Source organism: Nocardia tenerifensis NBRC 101015, from assembly GCF_000308715.1.
GTDB lineage: Bacteria > Actinomycetota > Actinomycetes > Mycobacteriales > Mycobacteriaceae > Nocardia > Nocardia tenerifensis.
Genome location: NZ_BAGH01000344.1, coordinates 12,071 through 37,171, shown reverse-complemented (window position 1 = coordinate 37,171; position 25,101 = coordinate 12,071). Strand labels below are relative to the sequence as shown.

Below are 25,101 nucleotides of genomic sequence, written 5' to 3'. Positions count from 1 at the left end.
CAACGGGCGGCAAAGGGTATTGGACGGTCGCCGGTGGCCGCCCCGAGACTCGAATCATGATCGTTGTTACCGCCCCCACCGCCCAGATCGGTGGCCGGGTCCTGGAAATCCTGCTCGAACAAGCACCCGACGAGAAACTGCGCGTCATCGCGCGCGACCCGGCGAAGCTGGCCGACTCGGTCCGCGACCGCGTCGAGGTCGTCACCGGCTCGCACGGCGACGCCGAGACCGTCGACCGCGCCTTCGCGGGCGCGGACGCCGTCTTCTGGCTGGTCCCGCCGGATCCGCGGGCGCCGAGCCTGGAAGCCGTGTACACCGAGTTCACGCGTGCCGCCGCCAAGGCCTTCACCGCTCATGGGGTCGGGCACGTCGTCGGCGTCTCGGCGGTCGGCCGCGGCACCCCCGTCGCGGAACGCGCCGGGCATGTGACCGCGTCGCTGGCCATGGACGACCTCATCGCCGAAACGGGCGTGGCCTACCGCGCGCTGGCCAATCCGTCGTTCATGGACAACCTTCTGCGGCAAGTGATTCCGATCCGCGAGCACGGCGTGTTCACCGATATCGTCGACGCCGACCGCGCAGCGCCGCTGGCGGCCACCCGCGATATCGCCGCCGTCGCCGCCGGCCTGCTGCTCGACCGCTCGTGGACCGGCACGGGCGAGGTCCCGGTGCTCGGACCCGAGGATCTTTCGCCGAATGACATGGCGCGCATCATGTCCGACGTGCTCGGCCGCCCGATCCGTTACCAGCGGCAGTCTATCGATGACTTCCGCGCCGCGTTCCTCTGCCGCGGCGGCAGCGAGGCGATGGCGCAGGGCTTGATCGACATGATGTGGGCCAAGGACGCGGGCCTCGACACTGGCGTGGCGCGCACACCGGAGACCGAGAGCCCGACGACCTTCCGCGAGTGGTGCGCGGAGGTCCTCGCGCCCGCGGTCGGCGGGTGAGCGATAGCTAGGTGTACCAGCTGAATTGATAGTCGGGGCTGGTGGAGCTCGCGGTGTCGCGGATGAAGCCCACCGCCTCCACGATAACGTCGCCGTCGGCGGTGGTGCCGATGAGGATGCCGAGAAAGCCGCCGTCGTCCCTCGAACGACACGTTGGCACCCAGGCCGGGATCGGCTGTCGCCGTTACGTTCTCGGACAGATAGCACTCGAAACCGGACGCGATGATCAAGGGATGGTCGGCCCGCTGTCCGAAAGCGTGTACTGCCGTGTACGTTTGGCCTTGGTTCGGGGTGGGCTGCTTCGGCAGCAGGAGGAGATGAGGGTTTCCATGGTGCGGGGTATTCGGCTGCGTGCGATCGCAGGTGCGCTGCTGGCCGCGGTGACGTTGGTATTGGTGTTGGCGGGGTGTGGGTCGAAAGGGTCCGACTCCGCCGCCCCCACGTCTAAGGCGACCGCCACGTCGGTCGCCGCGAAGACGATGACGCCGACGAGTTGGGCTCCGTTGCCACCCCATCCCGGTGTACCGCAGGTCGAAGCATCGAAGCGGGGTGATCAGGGTGCACCCGCCGTCCAGCCGCCGCCCGGGGGCACCGACAACTGCGGCCAAATTCTCTGCGGTGAGCCGCCCGCTCCGCAACCCGGCGGTACCGACAACTGCGGCCAGATCTTCTGTGGCGAGCTACCCGCTCCGCGCCCCGGCGGGACGGACAACTGCAACGACAACTGCGGTGCGCTCTGCACGGAGCGGTTCGATTACACGGGCGATCCACGGTCGCCGGCCGAGATCAACGCGATCGCTCAGCAGACGGGAAAGTGCCCGCCGCCGCCGATCAAGCCGACGCCCACGCCTGCCCCGTCGTCGACGACGCCACCACCCGCCACCACGGTGACCACGTCGCCAGCTCCCGAGCCGACGGCGACCACCACCGCCAAATAGGGACCCGGAGCACGCCGACTTGACCTGAACCTTTGTTCATGTTCGACGCTTGCCTGCGACACCAGCGCACGTCGAAAGGAATTGGCATGTCGGAAAATCCGGTCAAGGTCGCGGTCATCGTGGGAAGTACCCGGACGGGACGGTTCGGGCCCACGGTGTCCGCCTGGTTCGTCGAGCATGCCCGGCGGCGTGGGGACGTCACGCTCGATCTCATCGATCTCGCGGAAGACCGACTGTCAGAACATGTCTCGGGGACGTCTATCAGCGCTCGGCTGGCTGCCGCCGATGGTTTCGTCGTCGTGACTCCCGAGTACAACCACAGCTACCCGGCCCCGCTCAAGAGCGCGATCGACAGCCACTACACCGAATGGCAAGCCAAGCCCATCGGATTCGTCTCCTACGGCGGCGTCTCCGGCGGCCTGCGCGCCGTGGAACACCTGCGCCACGTCTTCGCCGAACTGCACGCCGTCACCGTCCGCGACACCGTGAGCTTCCACGGCGCCGCCCAACTCTTCGACGCCACAGGCAATCCCACCGACCCCGCCGCCCCCGCGGCCGCCGCCGACCAACTCCTCGACCAACTCCACTGGTGGGCATCCGCCCTCCGCACCGCCCGCACCCAAAACCCTTACGCGGCCTGATCAAGCGGTGGCGCGGTGCGGCCCAGGATGATCCTTCCGCCGGATGCAGGCGGCCCCGGCACGCGGAAGCGCTGCGCCACAACGCTCTTCGCGCCGACCCTGCATGATCCGGCCGAGGTCGCCGGCGTCCACTCCGGCGCGTGCGCGCGCCAACGCGGCGCGCAGTGCGGCCTCGGGATCCGGTCCCTCCGGTCCCCAGCCCCGCGACATCGCCGCATCGATCTCGTCTTTCGACAACACAAGGGCGATGGTCTCGTCGAGTAATCCGGCGGCGACGACGGTACGAATGAGACCTTCCGGCGCCGGTTCCGGTCGGAAGTCCCAGCCGTCGAGGCCGATGTCCTCGGCGAGCAGGTCGAGCAAGACCAGGGCTTGCCATAGTTCGGTGGCTTCGTCGAGCGTGAGCCGCCCGCACTGGATCAACGCATTCGCCATGTCGTAGGCGGCGTCGGCCCGGCGCGGGCCCGCGCAGAGGACCTCGATGAGGCCGACGTCGCCGACTATCCGGCTGGAGAAAACGACCCGATGCTGCTTGCCCAGAACATCGAGGGTGTTCCAGCCCGCCAGCCGATCCCCACTGCCCCGGTTGCTCAGCGGATGGCTACCCGCCGGATTGCCGCACAGCGCAAGGAGATCCACCAGGACCGACTCGCATTCGGCAGGAGGCAGGTCCTCGAGGTACTCGACGAACGCGTCGGAGAACTGGATCTCCGCCTGGTCGCCGGGGAACGACTCGCCCTTCCTCACCGATTCGCGACGCGCTCGGCCGCGATGGCACGCACCCTGGCCTCGTCGACCCCCAGCCGGACGCACACCTCCGCGAGGTCGAACGTCCGCGTCCGGTTCGACGCGAGATCGGCCGCGGCATCGAGGATCGCGAGCTTGGCCTCGCGAATTTTGCGCAGGTCCTCATCGATCCGGTCGGCCGAGTCGACCACTGCCACGGCCCGGCCGTGACTGGTCAGTATCACCCGCTGCTCTTCGCTCGCGGCGACGAGTCCGGAGACGCCTTTGCGGGAGGCGGTGGTGATAGGCACTCGGACAGATGTCATCTTGCAAAACTACCTAGATATAGCTAGATATGCAATCACCGCGTGGGGAGGGGGTCGGGGCAGTTGTTCGGGGTGGGGGTTTTGGTCAGGTGGGCGGCGAACCATTGGATTACTCGGGGGGAGACGGCTTTTTCGTTGTGGTTGTCGTGGCCGACACCGGGGTTCCACTGGGTGGTTACGGGGGTGCCTGCGGCGCAGTAGCGTTCGACCAGGGCGGCGGTGAATTTCGGGGGGACCAGTTGGTCGTCTAGGCCTTGGGCGAGGTAGACGGGGGTGCCGGGGGACATGTCGGGGGCGCGGTTGTCCTCGAAGGCGCGTCGCCAGCGGGGGTCGGCGAGCGGATCACCTTTGAAATAGTCGCCCATGCCGGGGATTACGGTGAGCCGGGGGAATAGCGCGGCGAAAGGTGTTGCGGCGCAGCCTGCTTCGGCCAGCTCATGATTGCGGGCGGCGGCTTGGGGAGTGAGCAGGGCGTTGGGGTCGAGTTGGGGATAGGCCTTGGCGTACTGGGTGGTGAGGAAGGGGACGACGGCCCAGCCGTCGAGGAGTTGGGGTGGGCGCTCGCGCAGGATGCCCGCGATATCGGAGGCGGGCGCGGTGGCGGCGTCGGCGACCAGGTGCAATTCGGGTGCGTAGGTGGGGGATTGGGCGGCGGCGGCCAGCGAGACGAGTCCGCCCTGGGAGACGCCGTAGATCAGCATGTCGGTGCTCGCGCCGGTGCCGGGCAGGTTGCGGGCGGCGCGGGCGGCGTTCACGGTGTCGCGGCCCTGGTCGGCGGCGACGAGGTAGTGCTCGCCGTCGCCGGTGCCCGCTGCGCCCGCGTAGTCGCTGGCGGCGACCACCCAGCCGCGCCCGAGCGCGTCGTTGAGCCACGGCATGGACGCCGCGATCCCCGACTGCCTGCTCGGCGCGCACTCGGCGCCGAGGCTCACGGTGCCGTGCGCGAAGTTGAGGATGGGCCGGTCGGCACCCTCCGTGAGCGGCGTCCAGACCATGCCGGACGACACCGTCGGGGCGCCATTACGGTCTTGCGACCAATACAGAATGCGTTGACCGCGGCCGTTCACTCCGGGCAGTGACATCGGCGAGGAGCGGATGACGGTGCCCGGCGGCTCCGGTGAAACCCCCTGCGGCACTTCGTAGAACGCGGCCAGCCGCGCCTGTTCCGCGTCTTGTCGCGCGGCCTGCGTGACGACGGTCCCGTACCAGCCGGCCACCACGGCGAGCACGATTAACTGCACGCTCACCGCCGCCGGACGCCACCAGCGCAGCGCGCTCAGGCGGGGGAGGGGCGCGGTCAACCGGACGCCGCGGACCACCATCGCCACCCCGGTGCTCACCAGCGAGAGGATGGTCCACGCGGTGAAGTCCAAGCCGGTGCGGAAGGGCAGCGTCGCGAGGATCGCCCCGGCCAGCACCTGCCAGCCCGCGAGCGCGGCGGACGCGACCACGACGTCATCGCGCCGCGCTCCGGCCAGCAGCCCGCAGCCGCCGAGCGCGATCCAGAACGCTCCGACCCACACCAGCGACAGCGACACCGGCATGGTCGACGCGGCGATACCGAGGACGCCGAACCCCGCCGCCAGCACGGCCTCGACACCCAGCGAACGCCGAGCGTGAACGAGCCGCCTCGGCGCCTCGCCGTCGGTTCGCGTCATCCACCATCGCGCGGCAGCCGATGCGCCGAGCAGCAGCATCGCGACCGCCACGACAAACCGTCCCTCGATCAACGAGACGCCGAAGGGCGAGTAGAGCAACACACCCGAGAGGATCACGGCGAGCCCGGGCAGCCACCACGCGATGCCGCGTACGTCCCATGTCCGGGCCTTGCCATCGCTCACCAGGGCCTCCGTCCGTCGATCACGCGGCAAAAAGCTCGATGCCGACAACTCTACGGACGGCCGACGAGCAATCCCTGTGATCTTGCCCGTACGCCCGCGCTCAACGGCGACGTACCTACGAGAGCGGTTCCACGGTGGCCCCCGCGAACAACGGAAACACGGAGATGTCGGGGGTGGCTTCGGCGGTCTCCTCGCCGATGTAGAGGTCGAGATGATGCGGTCCACCCGGCCCGGGGATGAACTCGTCGCCGATGATCCACTCGGCGGACTGGAATTCGGTGCAGGGCGGGGCGGATTCGGGGTCGATGATGCCGCAGTCGGCGAGGCGCAGCCGCGTGCCGGGCGCCATCCCCTCGGCGGCGGCGCTGCGGAACGGTTGCAAGATCTCGCCCCCGGCGTCGCGCGGCTGCGTGTCGAGCCAGAAGCCGATGTCGTAGGACCAGTTCAGGTAGGTGCCCGCGTTGGCCCCGCTGGTGATCCGGCCGGTGCCCTCGTCGCGGACGGCGTCGACGAAATCGCTGGGCAGCTCGCCGATTCGGGCGTCGGAGTCGGCGCAGTCGAGGTCGAGGCAGCCGTGCACCGTCTCGCGGGGGCCGTCGTGGTACGACTCGACCGCGGTGTAATACACCGTGACGGTCCAGTCGGACCACTCGTCCGCGCCGGCGTCGCATCCGGCCGCCAGGACCGTCACGGCCAGCAATACGACACCCAGCCTCACACCTCGATCGTACGGGGGCCGGGCCGAGTCAGGCTGCGGCGGACCGGAACTGGGCCGCGTGCTCGACCGCCCACGCGCGGAACGTGCGCGGCGGTACGCCGGTGACCCGTTCGACGGTGTCGTGCACGACGGAGGTGAAGGCCTCCAGCGCGGTGGCTCGCAGCGCCATGATCGCGTCCGCCATGTCGGCGGGCACACCGTGGTCGATGATCGCCCGGCGTGCTTGTTCGGGCTCGACCTCCACGAAGCCGAGCCGTCGGCCGATGACCTCGCCGAGGACGGCGGTCTGCTCGGCGGGCGAGAGCGCCTGTGGTCCGCTCACCGTGTACACCTGCCCGTCGTGCCCGTCGGTGGTGAGCGCTACCTGCGCGACGGCGGCGATGTCGCGCGGATCGATGACGGCGATCCGCCCCTGACCATAGGGCGCGTACACGGCCCCGTGGTCGCGGATCGTGCCCGCCCAGTGCAGCGCGTTGGACATGAACCCGAGCGGGCGCACGATCGTCCATGGCACGCCGGACGCGCGCACCGCGTGCTCGCCCGCGCGGTGCCAGGTGGGGATCGGGTCGGTCGCGGTGTCGTCGCCGGTGCGGCCCGACGACAGTTTGACCAGGCGCGCGACGCTCGCGTCGGCGGCGGCCGCGGCGACCACGGCGTCGTGCTCGGGAATCGCCGGGCCGGTGGACAGCAGGAATACCCGATCCACACCGCGCATCGCGGCGGCCACCTCACTGCGGTCGCTCAGATCGGCGCGGACGACTTCGACGTCGGTCGGCAGTTGCGCCGTCGCCGGGTGCCGGGTGGTCGCGCGTACTCGCTCGCCCGCGGTCCGCAAGTGGTCGATCAGGGCGCGGCCGACGGTTCCGGTGGCTCCGGTCACGAGAATCATGATGTCGCTTGCTCTTTCGATCGTGCGGGCGATCCCGTCGAGCGCCCGCTGCCTGGACCAGAGTGCGATCGGCACGGGGAACCACTCCATCTGCCGCATGAGATCGGTGGAAACTTTCCATGCCGGATGGTGATATGAAAGGAATGACCACACTGGACGAGGTCGATCGCGGCCTGATCCACGCGCTGCACATCGACGGCAGGGCGCCGTTCGCCCGGATCGGCGCGGTCCTCGGTGTGTCGACCCAGACCGTCGCCCGGCGATACCGCCGGCTCCGCACCGAGGCTGGCCTGCGCGTCGTCGGCCTGCCGAACATGGACGGAATCGGCAAGGCGCAGTGGCTGGTTCGGCTCACCACCACGACGGCCGCCGCGCGGACCCTGGCCGGCTCCCTGGCGGCCAGACCCGACACCTCCTGGGTGAAGCTGGTGTCCGGCGGCACCGAGATCCTGCTCATCGTCGACGTCCCGTTGGGTGCGCAGACCTCGCGATCCCTACTGCTGCACGACATTCCGCGCACGGCCGGAATCACCGGGGTGTCCGCGCATTTGGTGCTGCACATCTATCACGGCGGCCCCGGGGTATGGCACGGCCACGTCAACGCGCTGAACACCGCTCAGCAGCAACAACTTCGGGTCGAAGCCGCGCCGCCGCGACAGCGCGAACTCGCCCCCGCCGAGACCGCTCTGCTCGCCGCGCTGAGCCGGGACGGCCGCGCCGGCCTCACCGAGCTCGCCGCGGCGACCGGCTGGTCACCCGCGACGGTCACCAGGCGACTGACCGAGCTGCGCGCGACCGGCGCGCTCTTCTTCGACGTCGAGTTCGACGACGCGCTCCTCGGCGCGACCACGCGGGCGCTGCTGTGGATGTCGGTCACCCCGGCCCGCCTCGACGCGGTCGCCACCGCGCTGGCAACGCACGACGAGCTCGCCTTCGTCGCGGCAACCACGGGGTCGGCGAACCTCGTCGCCCAGGCCATGTGCCCGGATCCCGCCGCCCTGCACCGATATCTCACCGGCCGTCTCGGCGCGATCGATGCGATCCGAACGCTCGAGACCGCTCCGGTCCTCGCGACGGTGAAGGCAGGCGGGCGGGCGGTGTCGGAGTTGAACAAGCTTGTGCGCTAGCGAATCAGCGGTGGCCGCGGCCAGGGATTCTCCTCGATGTGCTCGACGGACTGGTTGAACCGCGCGATCAGCCTGCTCAACTGATCGACGTCGGTATCGGCCCAGTCGGCGACCACCGCCCCGATGCCTTCGCGGCTCTGCCGCCGATCGGAGGCCAGCACATCCAGGCCTTTGGTGGTGGCCTGAATCTTGCGGGCGATGCCTCCGCTCGGGTCGGGCACGCGGTCGACGAGCCCCTGTTTGAGCATCGCGCCGACCTGGCGATTGATTGTGGAGATATCGAGCTGGAACGCCTCGGACAGCTGGCGCAGGCTCAGCGGCTCGTCGAACTCGAGCCTGGTCAGGATGAGGAATGCCGAACGGTCTAGCTGGAAGCCGGGGCGACGCAGCAGCGACGCGGGAAAGTGCCTGGCTAGCAGGGACAACTCGAAGACCAGGCGGGAGAGCGCTGCGTTGTCGTCGGCGGGACCGAAATCGGACATGGGCCTCACTATGTCGGGTGCGTCACGTTTTATCCAATTGTGCACCATACACAACATGTGTAGCGTGCACATAGTGACTGTTGCTGCCGACGCGTCTTCGACCGTCTCCGATACCGACGACCGAAGGCGTCCCACGCCGGCGGTTCTCATCGCGACCCTCGGAATGGTCGGCGTCGTCGTCTCGCTCATGCAGACGCTGGTCATCCCGATCATTCCGTCGCTGCCCGACCTGCTGAGCACCTCGGCGTCCAACGCCTCCTGGGTGGTCACCGCCACGCTGCTGGCCGGCGCCGTGTTCACCCCGATCAGCGGCCGGCTCGGCGACATGTTCGGCAAGCGACGGGTGCTGTTCGTCAACCTGCTCTCGCTGGTCGCCGGATCGGTCGTCTGCGCGAGCTTCTCCGCGCTGATCCCCGAGATCGTCGGCCGCTCCCTGCAGGGCGCGGCGGTCGGCGCCATTCCGCTGGGCATCAGCATCATGCGCGACGAACTGCCCGCCGAGAAGGTGGGTTCGGCGATGGCGATCATGAGCGCGACGCTCGGCGTCGGCGGCGCCCTCGGCCTGCCGCTCGCCGCCGCGATCGCGCAGAACGCGGACTGGCACGTGCTGTTCTGGACCGCGGCGGGGCTCGGCCTCATCTGCGCCGCACTGGTTTTCGTCTTCGTGCCGGAGTCGCCGGTGCGCACGCCCGCGCGGTTCGACTTCGGTGGCGCGATCGGTCTCTCCGTGGCGCTGCTGGCGCTGCTCATTCCGATCACCAAGGGCGCGGACTGGGGCTGGGGCAGCCCGACGACCCTGATCCTGTTCGCGGTGTCGGTCGTGGTGTTCGTCGGCTGTGGCGCGTTCGAGCTGCGTCAGCGTTCGCCGCTGGTCGACCTGCGGGTCTCGGCGCGGCCGCGGGTGCTGTTCACCAATATCGCCTCCGTCGCGGTCGGGTTCGCGCTCTACGGCATGTCGCTGACCTTCCCGCAGCTGCTGATGGCGCCGGAGCAGACCGGGTACGGCTTCGGCTTGACCATGGTCAACGCCGGATTGGCGCTGGCGCCAACCGGTTTCGTGATGATGCTGCTCTCGCCGGTGTCGGCCAAGCTGTCCGCGGCGCGCGGTCCCAAGGTCACCCTCGCACTCGGCTCCGCGGTGATCGCGGCCGGTTACCTGTGCGCGCTGGTGCTGATGAACAGCGTCTGGGAGATCATGCTGGCGTCGATGATCGTCGCCGCGGGCGTCGGCCTCGCCTACGCCGCGATGCCCGCGCTCATCATGGGCGCGGTGCCGATCACCGAGACCGCCGCGGCCAACGGCCTGAACTCGCTCATGCGTTCCGTCGGCACGTCGACCTCCTCGGCCGTCATGAGCGTCGTGCTCGCCCACATGACCATGCAGCTCGGCGTGCACGTGTTCCCGTCGCGCGACGGCTTCCACACCACCTTCCTGATCGCCACCGCGGCCGCCGTGGTCGCCATCGTGCTGACCACCTTGATCCCGATGCGCAAGGCGCCCGACGCGGCGACGACCGTCGGACACGCCTGAGCCGAAGTTGAAGCCGGCCCCGGGAAAACCGGGGCCGGCTTTGTCGTAGGCCCTGATCAAACCTCATCGGGTGGTAGGGCCTCGGTGTAGCGGCGGGCCAGGGTGCGGATGTGGTCGACGAGCTCCGGCGGGCTGTCCACGCGGAAGTCCATCATCAGCATGCTGAGGTAGATGGCGATGGTCTCCAAGGCGTCGGCGCCGGTCAATAGTGCGCAGCTGTCGGCGTCGATGGCCTCCACGACACCGACCGCGGGATTGATTCGGGCGATGACGGTTTCGGCGGGGGCGAGCACGGTCACGCGGGCGTGCACCCGCCAGCCGGTGCTCGCGATGTCTCGCATGACGAAGGCGACGAGGTCCTCGTCGGGCAGTGCGCGGGCGGCGAAGCGGCGCTCGGCCGCGTCCGGCCTGTTCGATCCTGGCGACGGGAATCGCGCTCCAGGAATGGCTTTCGAGCCGGTAGGCGACCAGGTACCAGCGGCGCTGCCAATTGATCAGCCGATACGGCTCGACCTCCTCGCTGCCCTCGGTCAGTCTTATCCGCACGGTGGCACCGTCGCGGATGGCGCCGGCCAGCGTGGTCAGGGTCGCGGCGGGGACGGGGGCGTCGGGTTCGCGGGATCCGGTGGTCGCGGGGCCGATGGCGGTGGCCTGGCGCAGCGCGGTCACCTTGCGCTGCAACCGTTTCGGCAGGATCTGATCGAGTTTGGCGAGGGCGCGGGTGACGTTCTCGCCGATGTCCGCGATGCCGGTGGCGCCGTCCTCGGCTAAGCCGACGGCGACCGCGACGGCGACCGCCTCGTCGTCGTCCAGCAGCAGGGGCGGCATGGTCGAGCCGCGACCGAGGCGGTAACCGCCGATCGCGCCCCGCTGCGCCTGCACCGGGTAGCCGAGTTCGCGCAGCCGCTGGATATCGCTGCGCAGGGTGCGATCGGTGATCGCGAGGCGCTCGGCCAGCTCGCGGCCGGTGTGCGCGCGGTCCTGTAGTAGCGCCAGCAAACGCAGCACCCGGACTGTGGTCGGCGTCACATCAACCCTCGAAAATTTTAGGAACGAAAGCAGCCTAATTGAGCCATAGGCTCATGTCAGAAGCAAGAAACACCGATCGAAAGGCCGAGACATGAACGCCGCCACCTCCTCCATCGCCACCCTCGAGCCGGTGTGGCGTGACGTCGTCGCCGAGTCCTACCGCGCGCTGGCAAACGTCGTCGCCGGGGTCCGCGACGACCAATGGCAGCTGCCGACGCCGTGCTCGGAATGGACGGTGACGCAGGTGGTTCAGCACGCGGCGGGCGACCAGCTCGCCTTCGCCGCGGCCCTCGGGATCGGAATCGGCCCGTCCGACAACCCCTTCGAGCCCTCCGGCACGATCGACGGATCGCCGACCGCGCTGGTCCAGGACGCGATCGAGCAGACCGCGGCCGCCTGGGCGACCGTCGCCGACGGCACCGCGACCGTCCCGACGCCGCTGCCGCACGGCGCGCTGCCCACCCCGGTCGCCGCCGTGATGGGCGCACTGGACGCCGCCGTGCACGCCTGGGACATCGCCGTCGGCACCGGCCAGCCGTCGCCGCTGACCGACGAGCTGGCCGGGTATCTGCTCACCGCCGCGCGCACCGCGCACCCCGCCCCGGGCAGCGGGCAGGAGGCGGAAATCGTTGAGCCGCTGCGGCAGTGGGGCGCGTACGCCGCGATCGTTGACGGCGGATCCGACGGCGGTGTCGTCGCCGAGCTCCTGCGCTACCTCGGTCGCGCCCCGCGCAGCTGACGCGCTGTCCGTTCTCCCGCACACTTTGGTGCGGGAGAACCATTGCGGGGCAACGTCAGCGGGCGGTGACGAACCCCTCGGCCACCATCCAGTCGCGCGCCACATCGGCGGGCTCGCGACCCTCGACATCGACCTGACGATTCAGCTCGGTGATGGACTCGTTGGTGAGGCGCTTGGAGATCGGCGCCAAGACCTCGGCCACTTGCGGATGCGCGTCAGCGAAGGATCTGCGCATCACCACTGCCGCATTATATTTCGGGAAAAAACGTTGATCGTCTTGCAACAGAACGAGATTCAGCGCCGGAATGCGGCCGTCGGTGGCGGCGACCGAGCCGAACCGGCACTGCTTGGCGTCGGCGGTGGCCTGATAGACCACGGCATCCTGGACGATCTGCCTGCGGGCCTTGCCGAGATCGATGTTGTACTTGCGCGCCAGGCCGGGGTAACCGTCTTGGCGCACATTGAATTCCGTGCCGACGCAGGTGGCCGCGGCGGCCGGGTCCTTCGCGACGAGGGCGGCGTAGTCCGACAGCGTCCGCACGCCCGTCTCCTGAGCGGTGGCCGAACTCATCACCAGCGCATAGGTGTTGTTCATCGGGGCCATGTCGGTCCACAGCATGCCGTGGGCGGCGAGGTCGGCCTCGCGGACGGCCTCGAACTGGCCCACCTCGTCCGGGATCGGGGTCTCCTTGCCGAGGTAGTTGACCCAGCCGGTGCCGGTGTAGTCGTAGGCGACGTCGATCTGGCCGTGCAGCTGTGCGTCGCGAAGACTGTTGGAGCCCTGGATGTTCGTCAGGTCGCGCACCTCGGCGCCCGCCGCCGTCATGGCGAACTCGACGATGTAGCCCAGGATGTTCTGCTCGGTGAAGTCCTTGGACCCCACCGTGATTCGCACGCCGTCGAGTTCGGGAATCGGGCCGATGCTGCCGGGACCCACCCGAAGCGGCACCGCGCTACCGGATTCCAAGCCGCACGCCGCGACGAGCAGCAGCCCGGCCGCCAGCGCGACGCCGCGCCACGCCCGCCTCATTTCAACCCCTTCGGCCCGAGGAACTGCTCGGCCAGCGCGCCGAGCCAATCGACGAGCAGGGCCAGCGCGACCGCGAGCACGGCGCCCACCACGAGCGTGACGTTGTCGCGCAGCTTGTAGCCGGTGTCGATGAGGATGCCGAGTCCGCCCGCGCTCACCAGGAACGACAGCGTGGCGGTGCCGACCGCCAGCACGAGCGAGGTGCGCAGGCCGGCCAGGATATAGGGCACCGCGAGCGGAAACTCGATGCGCCGCAACACCGTCGCCGCCGACATGCCCTGCCCGCGCCCCGCGTCGGTGAGCGTGCTGTCCACCTGCTGGTAGCCGAGGATCGTATTGCGCAACACCGGAAGCAGCGAGTAGAACGCGATCGGCGCGACACCGATCCAGAAGCCGGTCGTGCGGGTGACGAGGTAGAACAGCACGATCAGGCCGATCGCCGGCGCGGCCGCGCCGATATTGGCGATGCCGACGAAAAACGGTGCCAGACGGCGATATCCGGGCCGGGTGAGCAGCGTGCCGAGCGGCACCGCGACCGCGATGACGATCAGCACGACGGTCGCGGTGATGAGGATGTGCTGCCACGTCGAGGTCGCGATATTGCGCGTGTTGAGGCTGGCCTGCTGCGTGGTGGTGAGGTCGCGGGCGAAGGCCCACACCAGCACGCCCGCGGCGAGCAGCAGCACGATGACCGGCTGGACGACCAGCCGGATGCGCTCGGCCCGGCGCTGCGCGGCCGGGGCGGACCTCGCGGGAGGTGTTCCGGTGGCCGTCGTCACGGCGCGTCACCCGATGCGGGGCGGGCGGACCGGTGCTCGGCGCGCATCGCCGACAGATGCGCGACGAGCGTGTCGATGGTGATCAGCCCGGCGTACTCGCCGCGCTTGCCGGTGACGACCGCGTTGGCCGTCTGGTCGGCGAGCAGGGCCTCCAGCGCGTCCTGCAGCGTCGAGCGCAGCGAGAGCGGCTCACCGATCGGAGAGCCGGTGTCGCGCAACGAGTTCGCGTGCGCCAGGTGCTCGGCCGAGACCCAGCGCAGCGGCCGCCGCTGCCGGTCGAGCACCAGCGCCCACGGCCAGTCCTTGTCGGACAGGGCGGTTCGCAGGGTGTCGACGGGTTCGTCCTCGGTGGCGGTGGGGCATTGGCCTAGGTCGACGTCGCTCACCCGGGTGAGCGTGAGCTGCTTGAGCGAGGCGTCCGCGCCGACGAAGCCCGCGACGGTCTCGTCCGCCGGATCGGCCAGAACGGCGGCCGGGGTGTCGTACTGGAGGATGCGGGATCGATCGCCCAGCACGGCGATTCGGTCGCCGAGCTTGACGGCCTCGGTGAAGTCGTGCGTGACGAAGACGATCGTCTTGCCCAATTCGCCTTGCAGCCGCAGTAATTCGTCTTGCAGCAGGCCGCGGGTGATCGGATCGACCGCGCCGAACGGCTCGTCCATCAGCAGCACCGGCGGGTCGGCGGCGAGCGCGCGGGCGACGCCGACGCGCTGCTGCTGGCCGCCGGAGAGCTGGCGCGGGTAGCGGTCGCGATAGGTGTCGGGGTCGAGGCCGACCAGGTCGAGCATCTCGTCGGTGCGGGCGGCGACCCGCTTGCGATCCCACCCGATCAGGCCGGGCACGGTCGCGACGTTCTTGGCGACCGTCATGTGCGGGAACAGCCCGGCCTGCTGGATCGAGTAGCCGATGCCGCGGCGCAACTGGTCGGGGTTCATCGACGCGGCGTCGCGCCCGCCGATGGTGATGGTGCCCGAGGTCGGCTCGATCAGCCGGTTGATCATCCGCATGGTGGTGGTCTTGCCGCAGCCGGACGGGCCGACCAGCACGACGATCTCGCCGGCCGGGATGGTCATCGACACCTCGGCGACCGCCGGATCGCGTTGGCCCGGATAGCGTTTGGTGACGGCGTCGAGCACGATCTCCTCGCCGCACACCGCCGGCGCGGTGCCGCCGGAACGGGTTTCGGTGTCAGTCACGGATTCCCCTCGAGGTGGTGAAACGTCCGACGAGGACGTAGATCCCGTCCAGGATCAGCGCGAGCACGACGATCAGCACCGTGCCGACGAGCGCCTGGGGGACCGCGTTCGGGCTACCGAGCCGGGCGAGCCCGGAGAAGATGAGGTTGCCGAGCCCCGGACCCTTGGCGTACGCGGCGATGGCGAGGATGCCCATGATCAGCTGCGTGCTGACCCGGATCCCGGCCAGGATGGCGGGCCAGGCGAGGGGGAGTTCGATGGCGGTGAGCACTCGCAGGCGGTTCATCCCGACGCCGCGGGCCGCGTCGGTCACCGCGGGGTCCACCGACGAGAGACCGATGATGGTGTTGCGCAGGATCGGCAGCAGCGCGTAGAGCACCAGCGCGGTGATGGTCGGGGCGACGCCGAGCCCGAGCACCGGGATCAGCAGGCCGAGCAGGGCGAACGACGGCACGGTGAGGATGGCGCTCGCCACGGCCGTCGAGACGGAGGAGCCGAATGGGCTGCGGTGCACCAGAACTCCGACCAGCACCGCGACGACGGTCGCGATCAGCACCGACTGCAACACCGCCGACACATGCAGATAGGAGTCGATGAGCAGCTGATGTCGCCGATGCACTACGAAAGTCCACAGCGTGTCCAGGGTCGTACCTCCCCGTCGCCCGGTGTCCTGGGAGGGTAGCGCGGATTCGGTTCGCCCGGAGGGTATTCCGGGCGGCGAACCGCCGCCCGGAATCACGCTCCGTGGTTAGACCGCGGATCTGATATCGGTGTGCACGAAGTCGTTGCCCTTGTAGAGCAGCGGCTTCTTGGTGACGGTGGCGAGTGCGTAGGCGAAGCAGTCGCCGAGGTTGAGCTGTGCCTTGTGCCCGCTGCCCTTGCCGAAGTCGCGGTAGGCGGCTCGGGCGATGGCGGCTTGCTCCAGCGACACGGGGGCGAGTTCGATATCCCCCTCTTCCATCAATTCCTCGAAGCGCCGCGCGATGACCGGGTCGGCACTCCGATCGACCCTGATCGCTACTTCGAAGTGGTTGATCACGGACATCGACCGGGACTTCGCCGCGTCGAGCGCGTCGATGAAGCTGCCCCGTTCGGGCTCCTGCTGGAGGATGGCGAGCAAGGCCGAGGCGTCTACGATCATGCGGGCATCCCCTGCTCGTCGTAGAGATCGTCGGTCGCGAGCAATGCTCGCGTCTCGGCTGTCATCCTGGCGTCGATATCGGCGAGGATCTCCCAGATCCGCGCCTTTCTGGACTGGTGCGCCGCTTCGCGTTCGGCGTCAAGCTCTTTCAACATGCGTTTCATTGCCTCCTCGATAACGCCGGTCTGGGACATTCCCGTCCGCGCCGCTGCCTCACGCACCAAGGCGTGCACCTTCTCGTTTTTTATGTTCAAGCCCATTGGTCTCAACCCTTCTGGACTGGGGATTTCTACCCCTCTAGAACGGGATGGTGGAACAGTACCTCGAGAATCGTGGAAGGCAAAATGTTTTTTCGACGGGAACCGTTCGGCCTTCCCGTTCGTCCAATGCAGCAAGGGCCGAGATCGGCCGAGCACGGGACGAACCGGGGGAGAGAATGTCGGAACAGCACGTCGGAGGCTCTCATCGGGCGCGTTCCCGCGGCGAGGACGCTCGGCGGGGCCCGTGGCTCGTGATCGGGCTGCTCGTGCTCGCCCTCACCGCCGCCGCGGTGGTGGGAGTCCGCTGGTGGCAAGAGCATTCGACCCCCGCGGCGATCGTCGGGCAGCGCGCGACCGAGTTCCCGGCGATCGATGAGTCGACCCTGGACCCGACGCAGGCGAAGGTGGTCGCGGTGACGGCGCGGGAATTCCGTGGCCAGGGCGCGGGCACCAAGTACGCCGAGGGCGTGCGCGAACCGTGGTGCGCGGACTTCGTGAGCTGGGTGATGCGGGAGTCGGGCGCGCCGCTGGCGAACCCGAACTCGGGCTCCTGGCGGATCCCGGGCGTGTTCACCCTGCAGGAGTACTACGCGAGCACGAGCCGATTCGTCCCGGTGGGCGACTACCGGCCGCGCACGGGCGACGTGCTGATGTACGACGCCACCAGCCCTTTCGGTCAGCACACGAACATCGTGCTGAAGTCCGAGGCCGGCGTCGTGACGACCATCGGCGGCAACGAGTTCGGCGAGATCAGCGTGCACACGTTCGCGCCGGCCGAGGTGCCGGGAGTCGTCGGATTCGGGCGACTATGACGATCGACGGCCGTCGGCGGCGGTGTTGCGGGGTGCGCGCGTCCGAGGAGCGCGCGCGATAGCCCTACGATAGATGTGACGGCGCCCGGCAGCGTCGTCGCCGATCCCCGCCCTGCCTCCCCCTCATCGGCAGGACGGGGATCTCGGGTTCGCCCGCCGCAACTTTCGGGCAATGTCGCTCGCGTACCGTGTCAGTGTCCATCGAGAGGTGAGGGTTCCGGAACATCTGATGCAGTCGACCGATGCACCGCGTAGCGACCCGACGTGGATCGACTACGCCGATTTCGGAGAGCGTTTCGTCACCCACGCGGTGACGAAGGACCGGATCGAGGCCGCGGTGTCCGGAATGACCGGGCGGGGCATGGCGATCGGCCCCTTCTCGCTCGGCCCGGCCGGCCTCGCGGGATTCGTCGCCGAGGGCAAGGTCGGTAAGCCGGAGGTCGTGCACAGCGGCCCGCACGTCACGTTCGACGTCACCGTCCCGGTGTCCTTGGCGCTGAAGGTGATGCTCGGCGGCAAGAAACTGCGGCTCGAGGCGCGCGTCGAGATCGACCTCACCCTGCACGCGCGCACCGCCGACCCGTTGCTGATCGTCATCGACATCCCGCCGGTCACCCCCGACGACGTCAGCTTCGTGCTGCGCGCCCAAGCCGTCGAGTCGGCCTGGGAGGTGCTGCTCGATCCCATCGCGGGCCTGGTTCAGCGTGAGGTGGCGAACCGGGTGAACGGCATGCTCGCCGATCCACAGGCGCGGCGCGCCCGGGTCTTCGATATCGAGGCCATCGTGAACGGAACGCGCTCCGAGCACCGGGAGCGCGAAGAGTTCGACTGGATCGGCTACGACGAATTCGGGCACCGGTTCTTCTCCCGGATCGTGACGCGCGAGCGCGTGTTCGGCGTGGTGGAGCGGATGGCCGGACGGCCGATCGAGGTCGGGCCGCTCAAGACCGGGCCGGGCAAGTCGGCGACGGTCACCGTGCGGGGCAGCGTCCGAGTGCCCCACGTGGACGACAAGGCCGATACGCCACGGTCTTTCGACCTCATGCTGCCCGTCAGCCTCGACATCACGGTGGACGTGCTGAAGGCCAACCGCTACCGCGCCGACGTCGAGGTGCCGCTGGTGCTGACCGCGCGCGCCGCCGACCCGTTGCTCGTCGTCATCGACGTGCCGCCGCCGGACCCGGACGACATCCGGCTGGAGTTCAAGGCACACGGAGTGCGCGCGGCGACGCTCGGCGCGCTCGCCGGCATCAAGAAGCAGGTGATCGCGCAGGTCGCGGGGGTGGTGTCCAGAGAACTCGCCGACAGTTCCGGCCGGACCATCGACGTCGCCGCCCGTATCGGCTCCTCGGTGCCTTCGGGTACTTCCGCCAAGGCTTAGCCGAGTCGCGTCTCCCTGTCCCGTGTGACCAGTGTGAAACAGTGTGTCCCATGGGTCTGGCGGTTCCCATGTGAATATGGTGAAATGAGTACACGTTCGAGGCTCCCGGCGCGTGCGTCATCTGGGGAAGGTGCGCCGGGCATGCTGCGATGTGAGCGGCGGTTCCGCAGTGGTGCGGAGCGCGACCACCGCGGGATCCGCGAGTCGCCAAGTGAACACAGCCATCCACGGTCGGGTTGCCCGAAGGAGTCCAACGATGCGGTCCTCTGCTGTCTCCCGGCGTGAGCTGTTCGGGTACGCCGCCGCTGCCGCCGCCCTCGGTCTCACCCTCACCGCGAAACCCGCCGCCGCCAACACTTTCGGCACCCTGATCGACTACGCGGGCGGCGTGCCGTCGGCCGAGTCGATCCGCGACGCCGGGCATCTGGGCGTGATCCGGTACGTCTCCGACCGCCGCCCCGGCGCGGAGTGGATGGCGGGCAAACCGTTGCGCGCCAACGAGGTCGACCAGCTGCACGAGGCCGGCCTGCAGATCGTGTCCTGCTACCAGTTCGGCAAGGGTCCCACCGCTGACTGGCGCGGCGGCCTCGAGGCGGGCAAGAAGCACGCGCAACGCGGGCTCGACCTGCACCTCGCCGCGGGCGGCCCCGACAACGTGCCGATCTACGCTGCCATCGACGACAACCCGTCGGAGGTCGAGTTCGCCACCATGATCGCGCCCTACCTGCTGGGCTGGCAGTCGGTGCTCGGCCGGGAGAACACCGGCATGTACGCGAACGCGCCGACCATCGAGCTGGCCCGCGCCGCCGACCTGGGTTCCTGGTACTGGCAACACAATTGGGGCTCCGACGGCGTCGTGCACCCCGCCGCGCACCTGCACCAGTTCGAGATCGACAAGCGCTCGATCGACGGCGTCGGCATCGACCTCAACAACGCGCTCGCCGAGCAGTACGGGCAGTGGTGAGGACCCGTCGCTACTGCACTAGTGATTTCGCGAGGACATGGGTAACTCGCCAGGTATGAGCCAACTCGCCGACCATCACGCTGTCGGCCGCCAACGCTGCTGTTGTCACACCTAAGTCTGGCCTAAATACTCGGGGAGGCGGGTGAGCTCCTCGTCGGGTACCACCCGTAGCGTCGGGCGGCTGTCCGGCGCCTCGTGATCGCCGAGCCAGGAGAACATCGACCAGCGCGAAACGCCGGAGAACGCGGAGCCGAGGCTGGCGAACGAGAACGAGGAGATCGCCGACCCGAACGAGCCGACGGAGCCGATGGACAAGACCGAGCCGACGCTGCCGATCGACAGGATCGAGTAGGCCGAGCCGATCGACAGGATGGAACCCTCGGATCGGATGGACAGTATCGAGCGATGCGAGCGCCTGCTCCGGATGGAGCGGCCCGGCCGTATCGAACGTTCGATCGTCGCCATAGTTAGCGGTCTACCACAATCGTCGCCTGTTCATAGGTCATCACGGCGTTTCGCGGACAAAGATGTCGCAGAGACGACGAAGGCGGCGACCCCGTGGGGCCGCCGCCTTCGACCGAAACTCATGCGACGGTGAAGAATCCCAGCGTCGGCAGGAACGAGCAGGTGCGCGCGTCCGCGTCGTCGGCCTTGGTGGTCAGCGAGCCGGAGATGACCGCGACCACGCGGCCTGCGCCGGTGTCGGCGATGGCCGACAGGGTGGCCGGGCCGCCGGGGTTGATCTTGGCCTCGTCGGTCAGCGGCAGCAGGTCGGACTGACGGGTGTCCAGGTTCATCCACTGCACGGTCATCGGCGGGTTCTGTTCCGCCGTGGGCGATTTGGTGCCGAGCGCGGTGAAGACGAACCCGGCTTGGCCGACCTTCGGCCCCGGCGGCGGCAGCTGGGCCGGGCCGGAGACGGCGAGCGCGGTGCCGACGGAGTCGGCGGACGGGCCGATGCAGCCCTTGCCGATGGTCGGGTAGAGGAACTGCGCGATGGCCGGTCCCTCCTGGGGCAGCTCGGGGCCGCCGCCGCCGCTGCCGTCGAGGAAGGTGATGATCCGCTCCAGCGTCGACTTGATCTGCGGCGGCAGGCCGAGCGTCGCGAGCAGCTTCCTGGCCTGATCGAGGATCGCGGCCTGCGGGCCTGCGGCGACGTCGGCGGGGCCGGCGATCGAGCCGACGATGGCGGGGGCCAGGGCGGCGAGGGCGTCGATCGGGACACCCTCCGGAACCATCGGCACGGTGTTCGGGGACGCGGCGGGCGCGGGTGCGGGCGCCGCGACCGCTGTCATCGGCGCGGCAAGCGTGGCGCTCGCCGCGATGGCGAGCGCGGACAATGCGATCCGCGATCCTCGGGTGCGAAGCACTGGTCTAGCCGTCCTTACCTCGGGTACATCTGGGGCCGATGCTGAAAAGCCATCGTTTCGGGGGTCACTCTAGGGACAACGCGGCTATGTGTACAGCTGCGCGCCCTACAAGGTGCTACGGACGATCAGTGTTAACAGACGGTAGCGCGGCCTCGGAGTTACTGGTGTGAAAGGTGATGCAAATGTTATCAGTGATTCAAAAGGGGTTTGTGGGTGCGAGGGCGCGGCGATCTGGATCGGCGCTGCGGTTAATCTAGTCGGAGCCGTCCACTCTTGTCGCCGAACACCCGCATCGCCGGGTGCCGGGCCGACGCACCGCACCCGAGTCGAAAGCCTGCGATTTGAACCGTCAACTCCGTTGGGCTCTCACGGCACTCGGCTTGTCCGTGCTGGCCAGGCTGCTCTGGATGTTCCTCAACCACAACGGGCTCAACGTCGTCGATCTGCACGTCTACGTGGACGGCTCGGCGTCGCTGCTGACCGACAAGCTCTACGACTTCACCTACGCCGAGAAGACGCCGGACTTCCCGCTGCCGTTCACCTATCCGCCGTTCGCCGCGCTGGTCTTCTTTCCGCTGCACTATCTGCCGTTCACCGCCGTCGCCGTCGGCTGGCTGCTGGCCACTGTCGCCGCCCTCTACGTCGTCGTGCGCATCGCCCTGGAGTTGATCCTGGGCGAGGAGCGCGTGCGCGAGCCGGGCTGGCAGGCCGGGGCGGTCGGCTGGACCGCGCTCGGCATGTGGATGGAGCCGGTGCGCACCACCATCGACTACGGGCAGGTCAATGTCTTTCTGGTGCTCGGCGCGATGATCGCGGTGCGCAGCTCGCGGTGGTGGCTCTCCGGCGGGCTGATCGGCGTCATCGCCGGGATCAAGCTGACCCCGGCCATCAGCGGGCTGTACTTCGTGGCCCGGCGGCGCTGGGTGACGGTGCTGTGGTCGGCGGTGGTGTTCGGCGCGACGGTCGGGATCAGCTTCCTGATCGCGCCGAAGGAGGCGCGCCACTACTTCGGCAAGCTGCTCGGCGACGCCGACCGGATCGGGCCGGTCGGCTCGGTGTGGAACCAGTCGCTGCGCGGCGCGCTGAGCCGAATCCTGGGCTACGACGTGGAATCCGGGCCGTGGTGGCTGGCGGGCGTGCTCGTCGTCGCGGTGCTGGCCTTCTTCGCCTGGCGGGCGCTCGACAAGGACGACCGGATGGGCACGCTCATCATGGTGCAGTTCTTCGGTTTGCTCGTCTCGCCGATTTCCTGGTCGCACCACTGGGTTTGGCTGCTGCCGACGGTGCTGTGGTTGTTCTACGGGCCGCTGCGGCGGGCGCCGGGGGCCAAGATCATGGCGGGCTACTGGCTGGTGGACACGCTCATCGGCGTGCCGTGGGTGCTCTCGTTCTTCCAGGACTCCATCTGGACCATTCCACGCCCGGCGGTGCTGGCCTGGCTCGGCACGGTGAACGTGTTCGGGGCGCTGGTGTTCTTCGTCTGGGTGATCAGGTCCGGGCGGGGCGGGAAGATCGAGCCGGCGGCGCGCGTGGCCGCCGAGGGCCAAGCGCGCGCCGCCTGAGTCTTTTCAGTCGAGCCTGGCCGCCAGCTGATCGATGGTGTGGGCCAGCTCGGTGTCCAGCGCCGTGAGCCCGCCGGAGTCATGGGTCGACAACCCGAAGCTGACGTTGCGCCAGCGGATGTCGATGTCGGGGTGGTGGTTGGCGGCCTCGGCCGCGTCGGCGACCTGTCGCACGAGCTCGATGCCCGCGAGGAAGTTCGGCGCCTGGACGGTGCGGCGGAGGACGTCGCCGTCCCTGGTCCAGTCCGGCAGATCGGTGAGTGACTCGGCGAGTTCGGTTTCGGTCAGCAACGGGGCGCTCATATCCCGGTTCTACACCTGTGCGGACAGTGATGTCCGTCATTGTCGCCAACGGACGGGCGCGGCGGGCCACGAGCCCGCGCGGAGAGGTCGAGAGATCAGGCGGCGCGCGCTTGCTTGAGCGCCTTTTTCAGGTCTTTGCCGCGGATGCCTGCGGCTTCGCACTTCTTCATGCGCATAATGACCACAGGGCATTTCAGGCAGCGCGTCTTTTTTCGACAGCACTTCTTCTTCGGTTTCAGGCGCGAAACCTGCTTAGCCTTGACCTTACCCATGGCGGTTAGCTTACCCTTAGTAACACGCCTGAAGCGGAGGGGTTGCCCGAACGCAGGTAGGGTGTATACGGCCGCAATGCCCGGTGAGTCTCGATTCTCCACCTGTTTGCAGGGGTCGGCCGGTACCAACACCTAACAGCAGGAGGATTCAGCGTGTCGTCTGCGCGCGATTTTCGCAACGTCGCCATCGTGGCCCACGTCGACCACGGTAAGACGACGCTGGTCGACGCCATGCTTCGTCAGTCCGGCGCGTTCGCCGAGCGAGCCGAGCTCGTCGACCGGGTGATGGACTCCGGGGATCTGGAGCGCGAGAAGGGCATCACCATTCTCGCCAAGAACACCGCGGTGCACCGCCACCACCCGGACGGCTCCGTCACCGTCATCAACGTGATCGACACCCCGGGCCACGCCGACTTCGGCGGCGAGGTGGAGCGCGGCCTGTCCATGGTCGACGGTGTCGTGCTGCTGGTCGACGCCTCCGAGGGCCCGCTGCCGCAGACCCGGTTCGTACTGCGCAAGGCGCTGGCCGCGTCGCTGCCGGTGATCCTGGTGGTCAACAAGACCGACCGTCCCGACGCGCGCATCGAGGAGGTCGTCGAGGAGAGCCACGACCTGCTGCTCGACCTGGCCTCCGATCTGGACGACTCCGCGGCCGAGGCCGCCGAGCTCGCGCTCGACCTGCCGGTGCTCTACGCCTCCGGCCGCGAGGGCAAGGCGTCCAAGGAGCGGCCCGAGAACGGCCACGCCCCCGACGCGGAGAACCTGGACGCCCTCTTCGAGGTGCTGCTCAACAACATCCCGGCGCCCAAGGGCGATCCGGCCGCGCCGCTGCAGGCCCACGTCACCAACCTGGATGCCTCCGCGTTCCTCGGCCGCCTCGCGCTGGTCCGCATCTACCAGGGCGAGCTGCGCAAGGGACAGAACGTCGCGTGGATGCACGCCGACGGCGTCAAGCAGGTGAAGATCACCGAGCTGCTGCAGACCATCGGCGTCGAGCGGCAGCCGGGCGAGGTCGCCGTGGCCGGCGACATCGTCGCCATCGCGGGCATCCCGGAGATCATGATCGGCGACACGCTCGCCGACATCGACAACCCGGTCGCGCTGCCGCGCATCACCGTCGACGAGCCCGCCATCTCGGTGACCATCGGCACCAACACCTCGCCGCTGGTCGGCCGGGTGCAGGGCCACAAGCTCACCGCCCGCATGGTGAAGTCGCGCCTCGATCAGGAACTGGTCGGCAACGTGTCGCTGCGCGTGCTCGACATCGGCCGCCCGGACGCCTGGGAGGTGCAGGGCCGCGGCGAGCTCGCGCTGGCCATCCTGGTCGAGCAGATGCGCCGCGAGGGCTTCGAGCTGACCGTCGGCAAGCCGCAGGTGGTCACCAAGCAGGTCGACGGCAAGGTGCACGAGCCCTACGAGGAGCTCACCGTCGACTGCCCCGACGAGTACCTCGGCGCGGTCACCCAGCTGCTGGCCGCGCGCAAGGGCAAGATGGTGCAGATGGCCAACCACAGCGCGGGCTGGGTGCGGATGGAGTTCATCGTCCCCTCGCGCGGCCTGATCGGCTTCCGCACCGACTTCCTCACCGAGACCCGCGGCACCGGCATCGCCAACGCCGTGTCGCACGGCTACGCGCCGTGGGCGGGCGAGATCCGGGCCAGGCACACCGGCGCGCTGGTGTCGGACCGGGCGGGCACCGTGACGCCGTTCGCGATGATCCAGCTCGCCGATCGCGGGCAGTTCTTCGTCGAGCCCGGCGCGGACACCTACGAGGGCATGGTCGTCGGCATCAACCCGCGCGCGGAGGATCTCGACATCAACGTGACCCGCGAGAAGAAGCTGACCAATATGCGCAGCTCTACCGCGGACGTGATGGAGACGCTGGCCAAGCCGCTGCAGCTCGATCTGGAGGCGGCGATGGAGTTCTGCGCCGACGACGAGTGCGTCGAGGTCACGCCGGAGGTGGTCCGGGTGCGCAAGGTGATCCTGGGCGCGACCGAGCGCGGTCGTGAACTGTCGCGTCGAAAGGCACGGGACCGGGCCGCGCTGTAACTCGCGGTAGAGTGCGCAGCGTGAGCCCGGGGGCTGTATCTGGTC

29 protein-coding genes and 1 pseudogene are annotated in these 25,101 nt (G+C 68.9%); 11 read left to right on the top strand and 19 right to left on the bottom strand.

Annotated elements, in window-relative coordinates:
* Positions 1 to 56 precede the first annotated feature (56 nt).
* On the top strand, positions 57 to 947 hold the full coding sequence (locus tag ON39_RS26970; protein ID WP_040738601.1) for an NAD(P)H-binding protein: 891 nt from the start codon (positions 57 to 59) through the stop codon (positions 945 to 947).
* A gap of 7 nt (positions 948 to 954) precedes the next feature.
* Here the strand turns inward: ON39_RS26970 and ON39_RS49035 are convergent, their stop codons facing one another.
* Positions 955 to 1,107, bottom strand: coding sequence for a hypothetical protein (locus ON39_RS49035; RefSeq protein ID WP_157195518.1), 153 nt, complete (start codon positions 1,105 to 1,107; stop codon positions 955 to 957).
* Between the two features lie 73 nt (positions 1,108 to 1,180).
* On the opposite strand from ON39_RS49035, the gene ON39_RS49030 reads away from it, so the two are divergent.
* On the top strand, positions 1,181 to 1,885 hold the full coding sequence (locus tag ON39_RS49030; RefSeq protein WP_146251038.1) for a hypothetical protein: 705 nt from the start codon (positions 1,181 to 1,183) through the stop codon (positions 1,883 to 1,885).
* A gap of 86 nt (positions 1,886 to 1,971) precedes the next feature.
* Positions 1,972 to 2,526 (top strand): NADPH-dependent FMN reductase, encoded by a 555-nt coding sequence (locus ON39_RS26965; protein WP_040738600.1) that lies wholly within the window; start codon positions 1,972 to 1,974, stop codon positions 2,524 to 2,526.
* On the opposite strand, the gene ON39_RS26960 is transcribed toward ON39_RS26965, so the two are convergent.
* The 5 genes from ON39_RS26960 to ON39_RS26940 all read right to left on the bottom strand — a co-directional run bounded on the left by ON39_RS26960 (position 2,527) and on the right by ON39_RS26940 (position 7,101).
* Positions 2,527 to 3,273 carry a hypothetical protein gene (locus tag ON39_RS26960; RefSeq protein ID WP_040738599.1) on the bottom strand — a complete coding sequence of 249 codons (747 nt, stop codon included), beginning with the start codon at positions 3,271 to 3,273 and terminating at the stop codon, positions 2,527 to 2,529.
* Positions 3,270 to 3,578, bottom strand: coding sequence for a hypothetical protein (locus ON39_RS26955; RefSeq protein ID WP_040738598.1), 309 nt, complete (start codon positions 3,576 to 3,578; stop codon positions 3,270 to 3,272). The genes ON39_RS26960 and ON39_RS26955 overlap by 4 nt, the downstream gene beginning before the upstream one ends.
* Before the next feature lie 35 nt (positions 3,579 to 3,613).
* Positions 3,614 to 5,419, bottom strand: a complete 1,806-nt coding sequence (locus ON39_RS26950; protein ID WP_040738596.1) for a lipase family protein — start codon at positions 5,417 to 5,419, stop codon at positions 3,614 to 3,616.
* 115 nt (positions 5,420 to 5,534) lie between these two features.
* A complete protein-coding gene (locus ON39_RS26945; RefSeq protein WP_040738594.1) occupies positions 5,535 to 6,137 on the bottom strand; it encodes a hypothetical protein in 603 nt (200 codons plus the stop codon).
* A gap of 28 nt (positions 6,138 to 6,165) precedes the next feature.
* Entirely contained in the window at positions 6,166 to 7,101 is a 936-nt protein-coding gene (locus ON39_RS26940) for an NAD(P)H-binding protein (RefSeq protein ID WP_255219300.1), read from the bottom strand.
* Between the two features lie 68 nt (positions 7,102 to 7,169).
* Between ON39_RS26940 and ON39_RS26935 the strand changes: the two genes are divergently transcribed.
* The gene (locus ON39_RS26935; RefSeq protein WP_040738609.1) at positions 7,170 to 8,153 is read left to right on the top strand and encodes an Lrp/AsnC family transcriptional regulator; all 984 of its coding nucleotides are present in this window, start codon (positions 7,170 to 7,172) and stop codon (positions 8,151 to 8,153) included.
* On the opposite strand, the gene ON39_RS26930 is transcribed toward ON39_RS26935, so the two are convergent.
* On the bottom strand, positions 8,150 to 8,635 hold the full coding sequence (locus ON39_RS26930) for a MarR family winged helix-turn-helix transcriptional regulator (protein ID WP_040738593.1): 486 nt from the start codon (positions 8,633 to 8,635) through the stop codon (positions 8,150 to 8,152). The genes ON39_RS26935 and ON39_RS26930 overlap by 4 nt on opposite strands.
* A 73-nt stretch (positions 8,636 to 8,708) precedes the next feature.
* On the opposite strand from ON39_RS26930, the gene ON39_RS26925 reads away from it, so the two are divergent.
* Positions 8,709 to 10,166 (top strand): MFS transporter, encoded by a 1,458-nt coding sequence (locus ON39_RS26925; protein WP_040738592.1) that lies wholly within the window; start codon positions 8,709 to 8,711, stop codon positions 10,164 to 10,166.
* Between the two features lie 56 nt (positions 10,167 to 10,222).
* Here ON39_RS26925 and ON39_RS50820 read toward each other — a convergent pair whose 3' ends face one another.
* Both ON39_RS50820 and ON39_RS50815 read right to left on the bottom strand, forming a co-directional pair.
* A complete protein-coding gene (locus ON39_RS50820) occupies positions 10,223 to 10,507 on the bottom strand; it encodes a WYL domain-containing protein (RefSeq protein ID WP_246002828.1) in 285 nt (94 codons plus the stop codon).
* 124 nt (positions 10,508 to 10,631) lie between these two features.
* Positions 10,632 to 11,174, bottom strand: a pseudogene (locus ON39_RS50815) (helix-turn-helix transcriptional regulator); the annotation flags it as partial.
* A 112-nt stretch (positions 11,175 to 11,286) separates the two neighbouring features.
* Between ON39_RS50815 and ON39_RS26915 the strand changes: the two are divergent.
* Positions 11,287 to 11,934, top strand: coding sequence for a TIGR03086 family metal-binding protein (locus ON39_RS26915; protein ID WP_040738591.1), 648 nt, complete (start codon positions 11,287 to 11,289; stop codon positions 11,932 to 11,934).
* A gap of 55 nt (positions 11,935 to 11,989) precedes the next feature.
* Here the strand turns inward: ON39_RS26915 and ON39_RS26910 are convergent, their stop codons facing one another.
* The 6 genes from ON39_RS26910 to ON39_RS26885 all read right to left on the bottom strand — a co-directional run bounded on the left by ON39_RS26910 (position 11,990) and on the right by ON39_RS26885 (position 16,340).
* The gene (locus tag ON39_RS26910) at positions 11,990 to 12,964 is read right to left on the bottom strand and encodes a glycine betaine ABC transporter substrate-binding protein (protein WP_040738590.1); all 975 of its coding nucleotides are present in this window, start codon (positions 12,962 to 12,964) and stop codon (positions 11,990 to 11,992) included.
* The gene (locus ON39_RS26905; RefSeq protein ID WP_040738588.1) at positions 12,961 to 13,743 is read right to left on the bottom strand and encodes an ABC transporter permease; all 783 of its coding nucleotides are present in this window, start codon (positions 13,741 to 13,743) and stop codon (positions 12,961 to 12,963) included. The genes ON39_RS26910 and ON39_RS26905 overlap by 4 nt, the downstream gene beginning before the upstream one ends.
* Entirely contained in the window at positions 13,740 to 14,939 is a 1,200-nt protein-coding gene (locus ON39_RS26900) for an ABC transporter ATP-binding protein (RefSeq protein WP_051187145.1), read from the bottom strand. Before ON39_RS26900 ends, ON39_RS26905 begins: the two co-directional genes overlap by 4 nt.
* Complete coding sequence (locus ON39_RS26895) at positions 14,932 to 15,582, bottom strand: ABC transporter permease (protein ID WP_040738607.1); 651 nt, start codon at positions 15,580 to 15,582, stop codon at positions 14,932 to 14,934. The genes ON39_RS26900 and ON39_RS26895 overlap by 8 nt, the downstream gene beginning before the upstream one ends.
* A gap of 105 nt (positions 15,583 to 15,687) precedes the next feature.
* Complete coding sequence (locus tag ON39_RS26890) at positions 15,688 to 16,080, bottom strand: type II toxin-antitoxin system VapC family toxin (protein ID WP_040738587.1); 393 nt, start codon at positions 16,078 to 16,080, stop codon at positions 15,688 to 15,690.
* Positions 16,077 to 16,340 (bottom strand): type II toxin-antitoxin system VapB family antitoxin, encoded by a 264-nt coding sequence (locus ON39_RS26885; protein WP_040738586.1) that lies wholly within the window; start codon positions 16,338 to 16,340, stop codon positions 16,077 to 16,079. Before ON39_RS26885 ends, ON39_RS26890 begins: the two co-directional genes overlap by 4 nt.
* A 251-nt stretch (positions 16,341 to 16,591) precedes the next feature.
* Here ON39_RS26885 and ON39_RS26880 point away from each other — a divergent pair, with 251 nt between their 5' ends.
* The 3 genes from ON39_RS26880 to ON39_RS26870 all read left to right on the top strand — a co-directional run bounded on the left by ON39_RS26880 (position 16,592) and on the right by ON39_RS26870 (position 19,497).
* Positions 16,592 to 17,152 carry a CHAP domain-containing protein gene (locus ON39_RS26880; RefSeq protein WP_040738606.1) on the top strand — a complete coding sequence of 187 codons (561 nt, stop codon included), beginning with the start codon at positions 16,592 to 16,594 and terminating at the stop codon, positions 17,150 to 17,152.
* 229 nt (positions 17,153 to 17,381) lie between these two features.
* Complete coding sequence (locus tag ON39_RS26875) at positions 17,382 to 18,533, top strand: hypothetical protein (RefSeq protein WP_040738605.1); 1,152 nt, start codon at positions 17,382 to 17,384, stop codon at positions 18,531 to 18,533.
* Positions 18,534 to 18,789: 256 nt separating this feature from the next.
* A complete protein-coding gene (locus ON39_RS26870) occupies positions 18,790 to 19,497 on the top strand; it encodes a DUF1906 domain-containing protein (RefSeq protein ID WP_040738585.1) in 708 nt (235 codons plus the stop codon).
* A 111-nt stretch (positions 19,498 to 19,608) separates the two neighbouring features.
* Here ON39_RS26870 and ON39_RS26865 read toward each other — a convergent pair whose 3' ends face one another.
* Positions 19,609 to 19,962 (bottom strand): hypothetical protein, encoded by a 354-nt coding sequence (locus ON39_RS26865; RefSeq protein ID WP_040738584.1) that lies wholly within the window; start codon positions 19,960 to 19,962, stop codon positions 19,609 to 19,611.
* Positions 19,963 to 20,081: 119 nt separating this feature from the next.
* Complete coding sequence (locus ON39_RS26860; protein WP_040738583.1) at positions 20,082 to 20,867, bottom strand: Rv1157c family protein; 786 nt, start codon at positions 20,865 to 20,867, stop codon at positions 20,082 to 20,084.
* 299 nt (positions 20,868 to 21,166) lie between these two features.
* Between ON39_RS26860 and ON39_RS26855 the strand changes: the two genes are divergently transcribed.
* Positions 21,167 to 22,429: a mannosyltransferase gene (locus ON39_RS26855; RefSeq protein ID WP_051187143.1), complete on the top strand. Its 1,263-nt coding sequence runs from the start codon at positions 21,167 to 21,169 to the stop codon at positions 22,427 to 22,429.
* 6 nt (positions 22,430 to 22,435) lie between these two features.
* On the opposite strand, the gene ON39_RS26850 is transcribed toward ON39_RS26855, so the two are convergent.
* The gene (locus ON39_RS26850; protein WP_040738581.1) at positions 22,436 to 22,732 is read right to left on the bottom strand and encodes a 4a-hydroxytetrahydrobiopterin dehydratase; all 297 of its coding nucleotides are present in this window, start codon (positions 22,730 to 22,732) and stop codon (positions 22,436 to 22,438) included.
* 95 nt (positions 22,733 to 22,827) lie between these two features.
* Entirely contained in the window at positions 22,828 to 23,004 is a 177-nt protein-coding gene (locus ON39_RS49735; RefSeq protein WP_085998267.1) for a hypothetical protein, read from the bottom strand.
* 153 nt (positions 23,005 to 23,157) lie between these two features.
* Here ON39_RS49735 and typA point away from each other — a divergent pair, with 153 nt between their 5' ends.
* Complete coding sequence (gene typA / locus ON39_RS26845) at positions 23,158 to 25,056, top strand: translational GTPase TypA (RefSeq protein WP_040738580.1); 1,899 nt, start codon at positions 23,158 to 23,160, stop codon at positions 25,054 to 25,056.
* Positions 25,057 to 25,101: the final 45 nt, after the last annotated feature.

Bases quoted from the DNA above. Each gene is read 5' to 3' on its own strand.
- ON39_RS26915 (WP_040738591.1), top strand. From the start codon at position 11,287: ATGAACGCCGCCACCTCCTCCATCGCCACCCTCGAGCCGGTGTGGCGT.
- ON39_RS26865 (WP_040738584.1), bottom strand. From the start codon at position 19,962: ATGGCGACGATCGAACGTTCGATACGGCCGGGCCGCTCCATCCGGAGC.
- ON39_RS26890 (WP_040738587.1), bottom strand. From the start codon at position 16,080: ATGATCGTAGACGCCTCGGCCTTGCTCGCCATCCTCCAGCAGGAGCCC.
- ON39_RS26850 (WP_040738581.1), bottom strand. From the start codon at position 22,732: ATGAGCGCCCCGTTGCTGACCGAAACCGAACTCGCCGAGTCACTCACC.
- ON39_RS50820 (WP_246002828.1), bottom strand. From the start codon at position 10,507: ATGCGAGACATCGCGAGCACCGGCTGGCGGGTGCACGCCCGCGTGACC.
- ON39_RS26955 (WP_040738598.1), bottom strand. From the start codon at position 3,578: ATGACATCTGTCCGAGTGCCTATCACCACCGCCTCCCGCAAAGGCGTC.
- ON39_RS49030 (WP_146251038.1), top strand. From the start codon at position 1,181: ATGGTCGGCCCGCTGTCCGAAAGCGTGTACTGCCGTGTACGTTTGGCC.
- ON39_RS26910 (WP_040738590.1), bottom strand. From the start codon at position 12,964: ATGAGGCGGGCGTGGCGCGGCGTCGCGCTGGCGGCCGGGCTGCTGCTC.
- ON39_RS26875 (WP_040738605.1), top strand. From the start codon at position 17,382: ATGCAGTCGACCGATGCACCGCGTAGCGACCCGACGTGGATCGACTAC.
- ON39_RS26970 (WP_040738601.1), top strand. From the start codon at position 57: ATGATCGTTGTTACCGCCCCCACCGCCCAGATCGGTGGCCGGGTCCTG.
- ON39_RS49735 (WP_085998267.1), bottom strand. From the start codon at position 23,004: ATGGGTAAGGTCAAGGCTAAGCAGGTTTCGCGCCTGAAACCGAAGAAG.
- ON39_RS26885 (WP_040738586.1), bottom strand. From the start codon at position 16,340: ATGGGCTTGAACATAAAAAACGAGAAGGTGCACGCCTTGGTGCGTGAG.
- ON39_RS26930 (WP_040738593.1), bottom strand. From the start codon at position 8,635: ATGTCCGATTTCGGTCCCGCCGACGACAACGCAGCGCTCTCCCGCCTG.
- ON39_RS26870 (WP_040738585.1), top strand. From the start codon at position 18,790: ATGCGGTCCTCTGCTGTCTCCCGGCGTGAGCTGTTCGGGTACGCCGCC.
- ON39_RS26935 (WP_040738609.1), top strand. From the start codon at position 7,170: ATGACCACACTGGACGAGGTCGATCGCGGCCTGATCCACGCGCTGCAC.
- ON39_RS26965 (WP_040738600.1), top strand. From the start codon at position 1,972: ATGTCGGAAAATCCGGTCAAGGTCGCGGTCATCGTGGGAAGTACCCGG.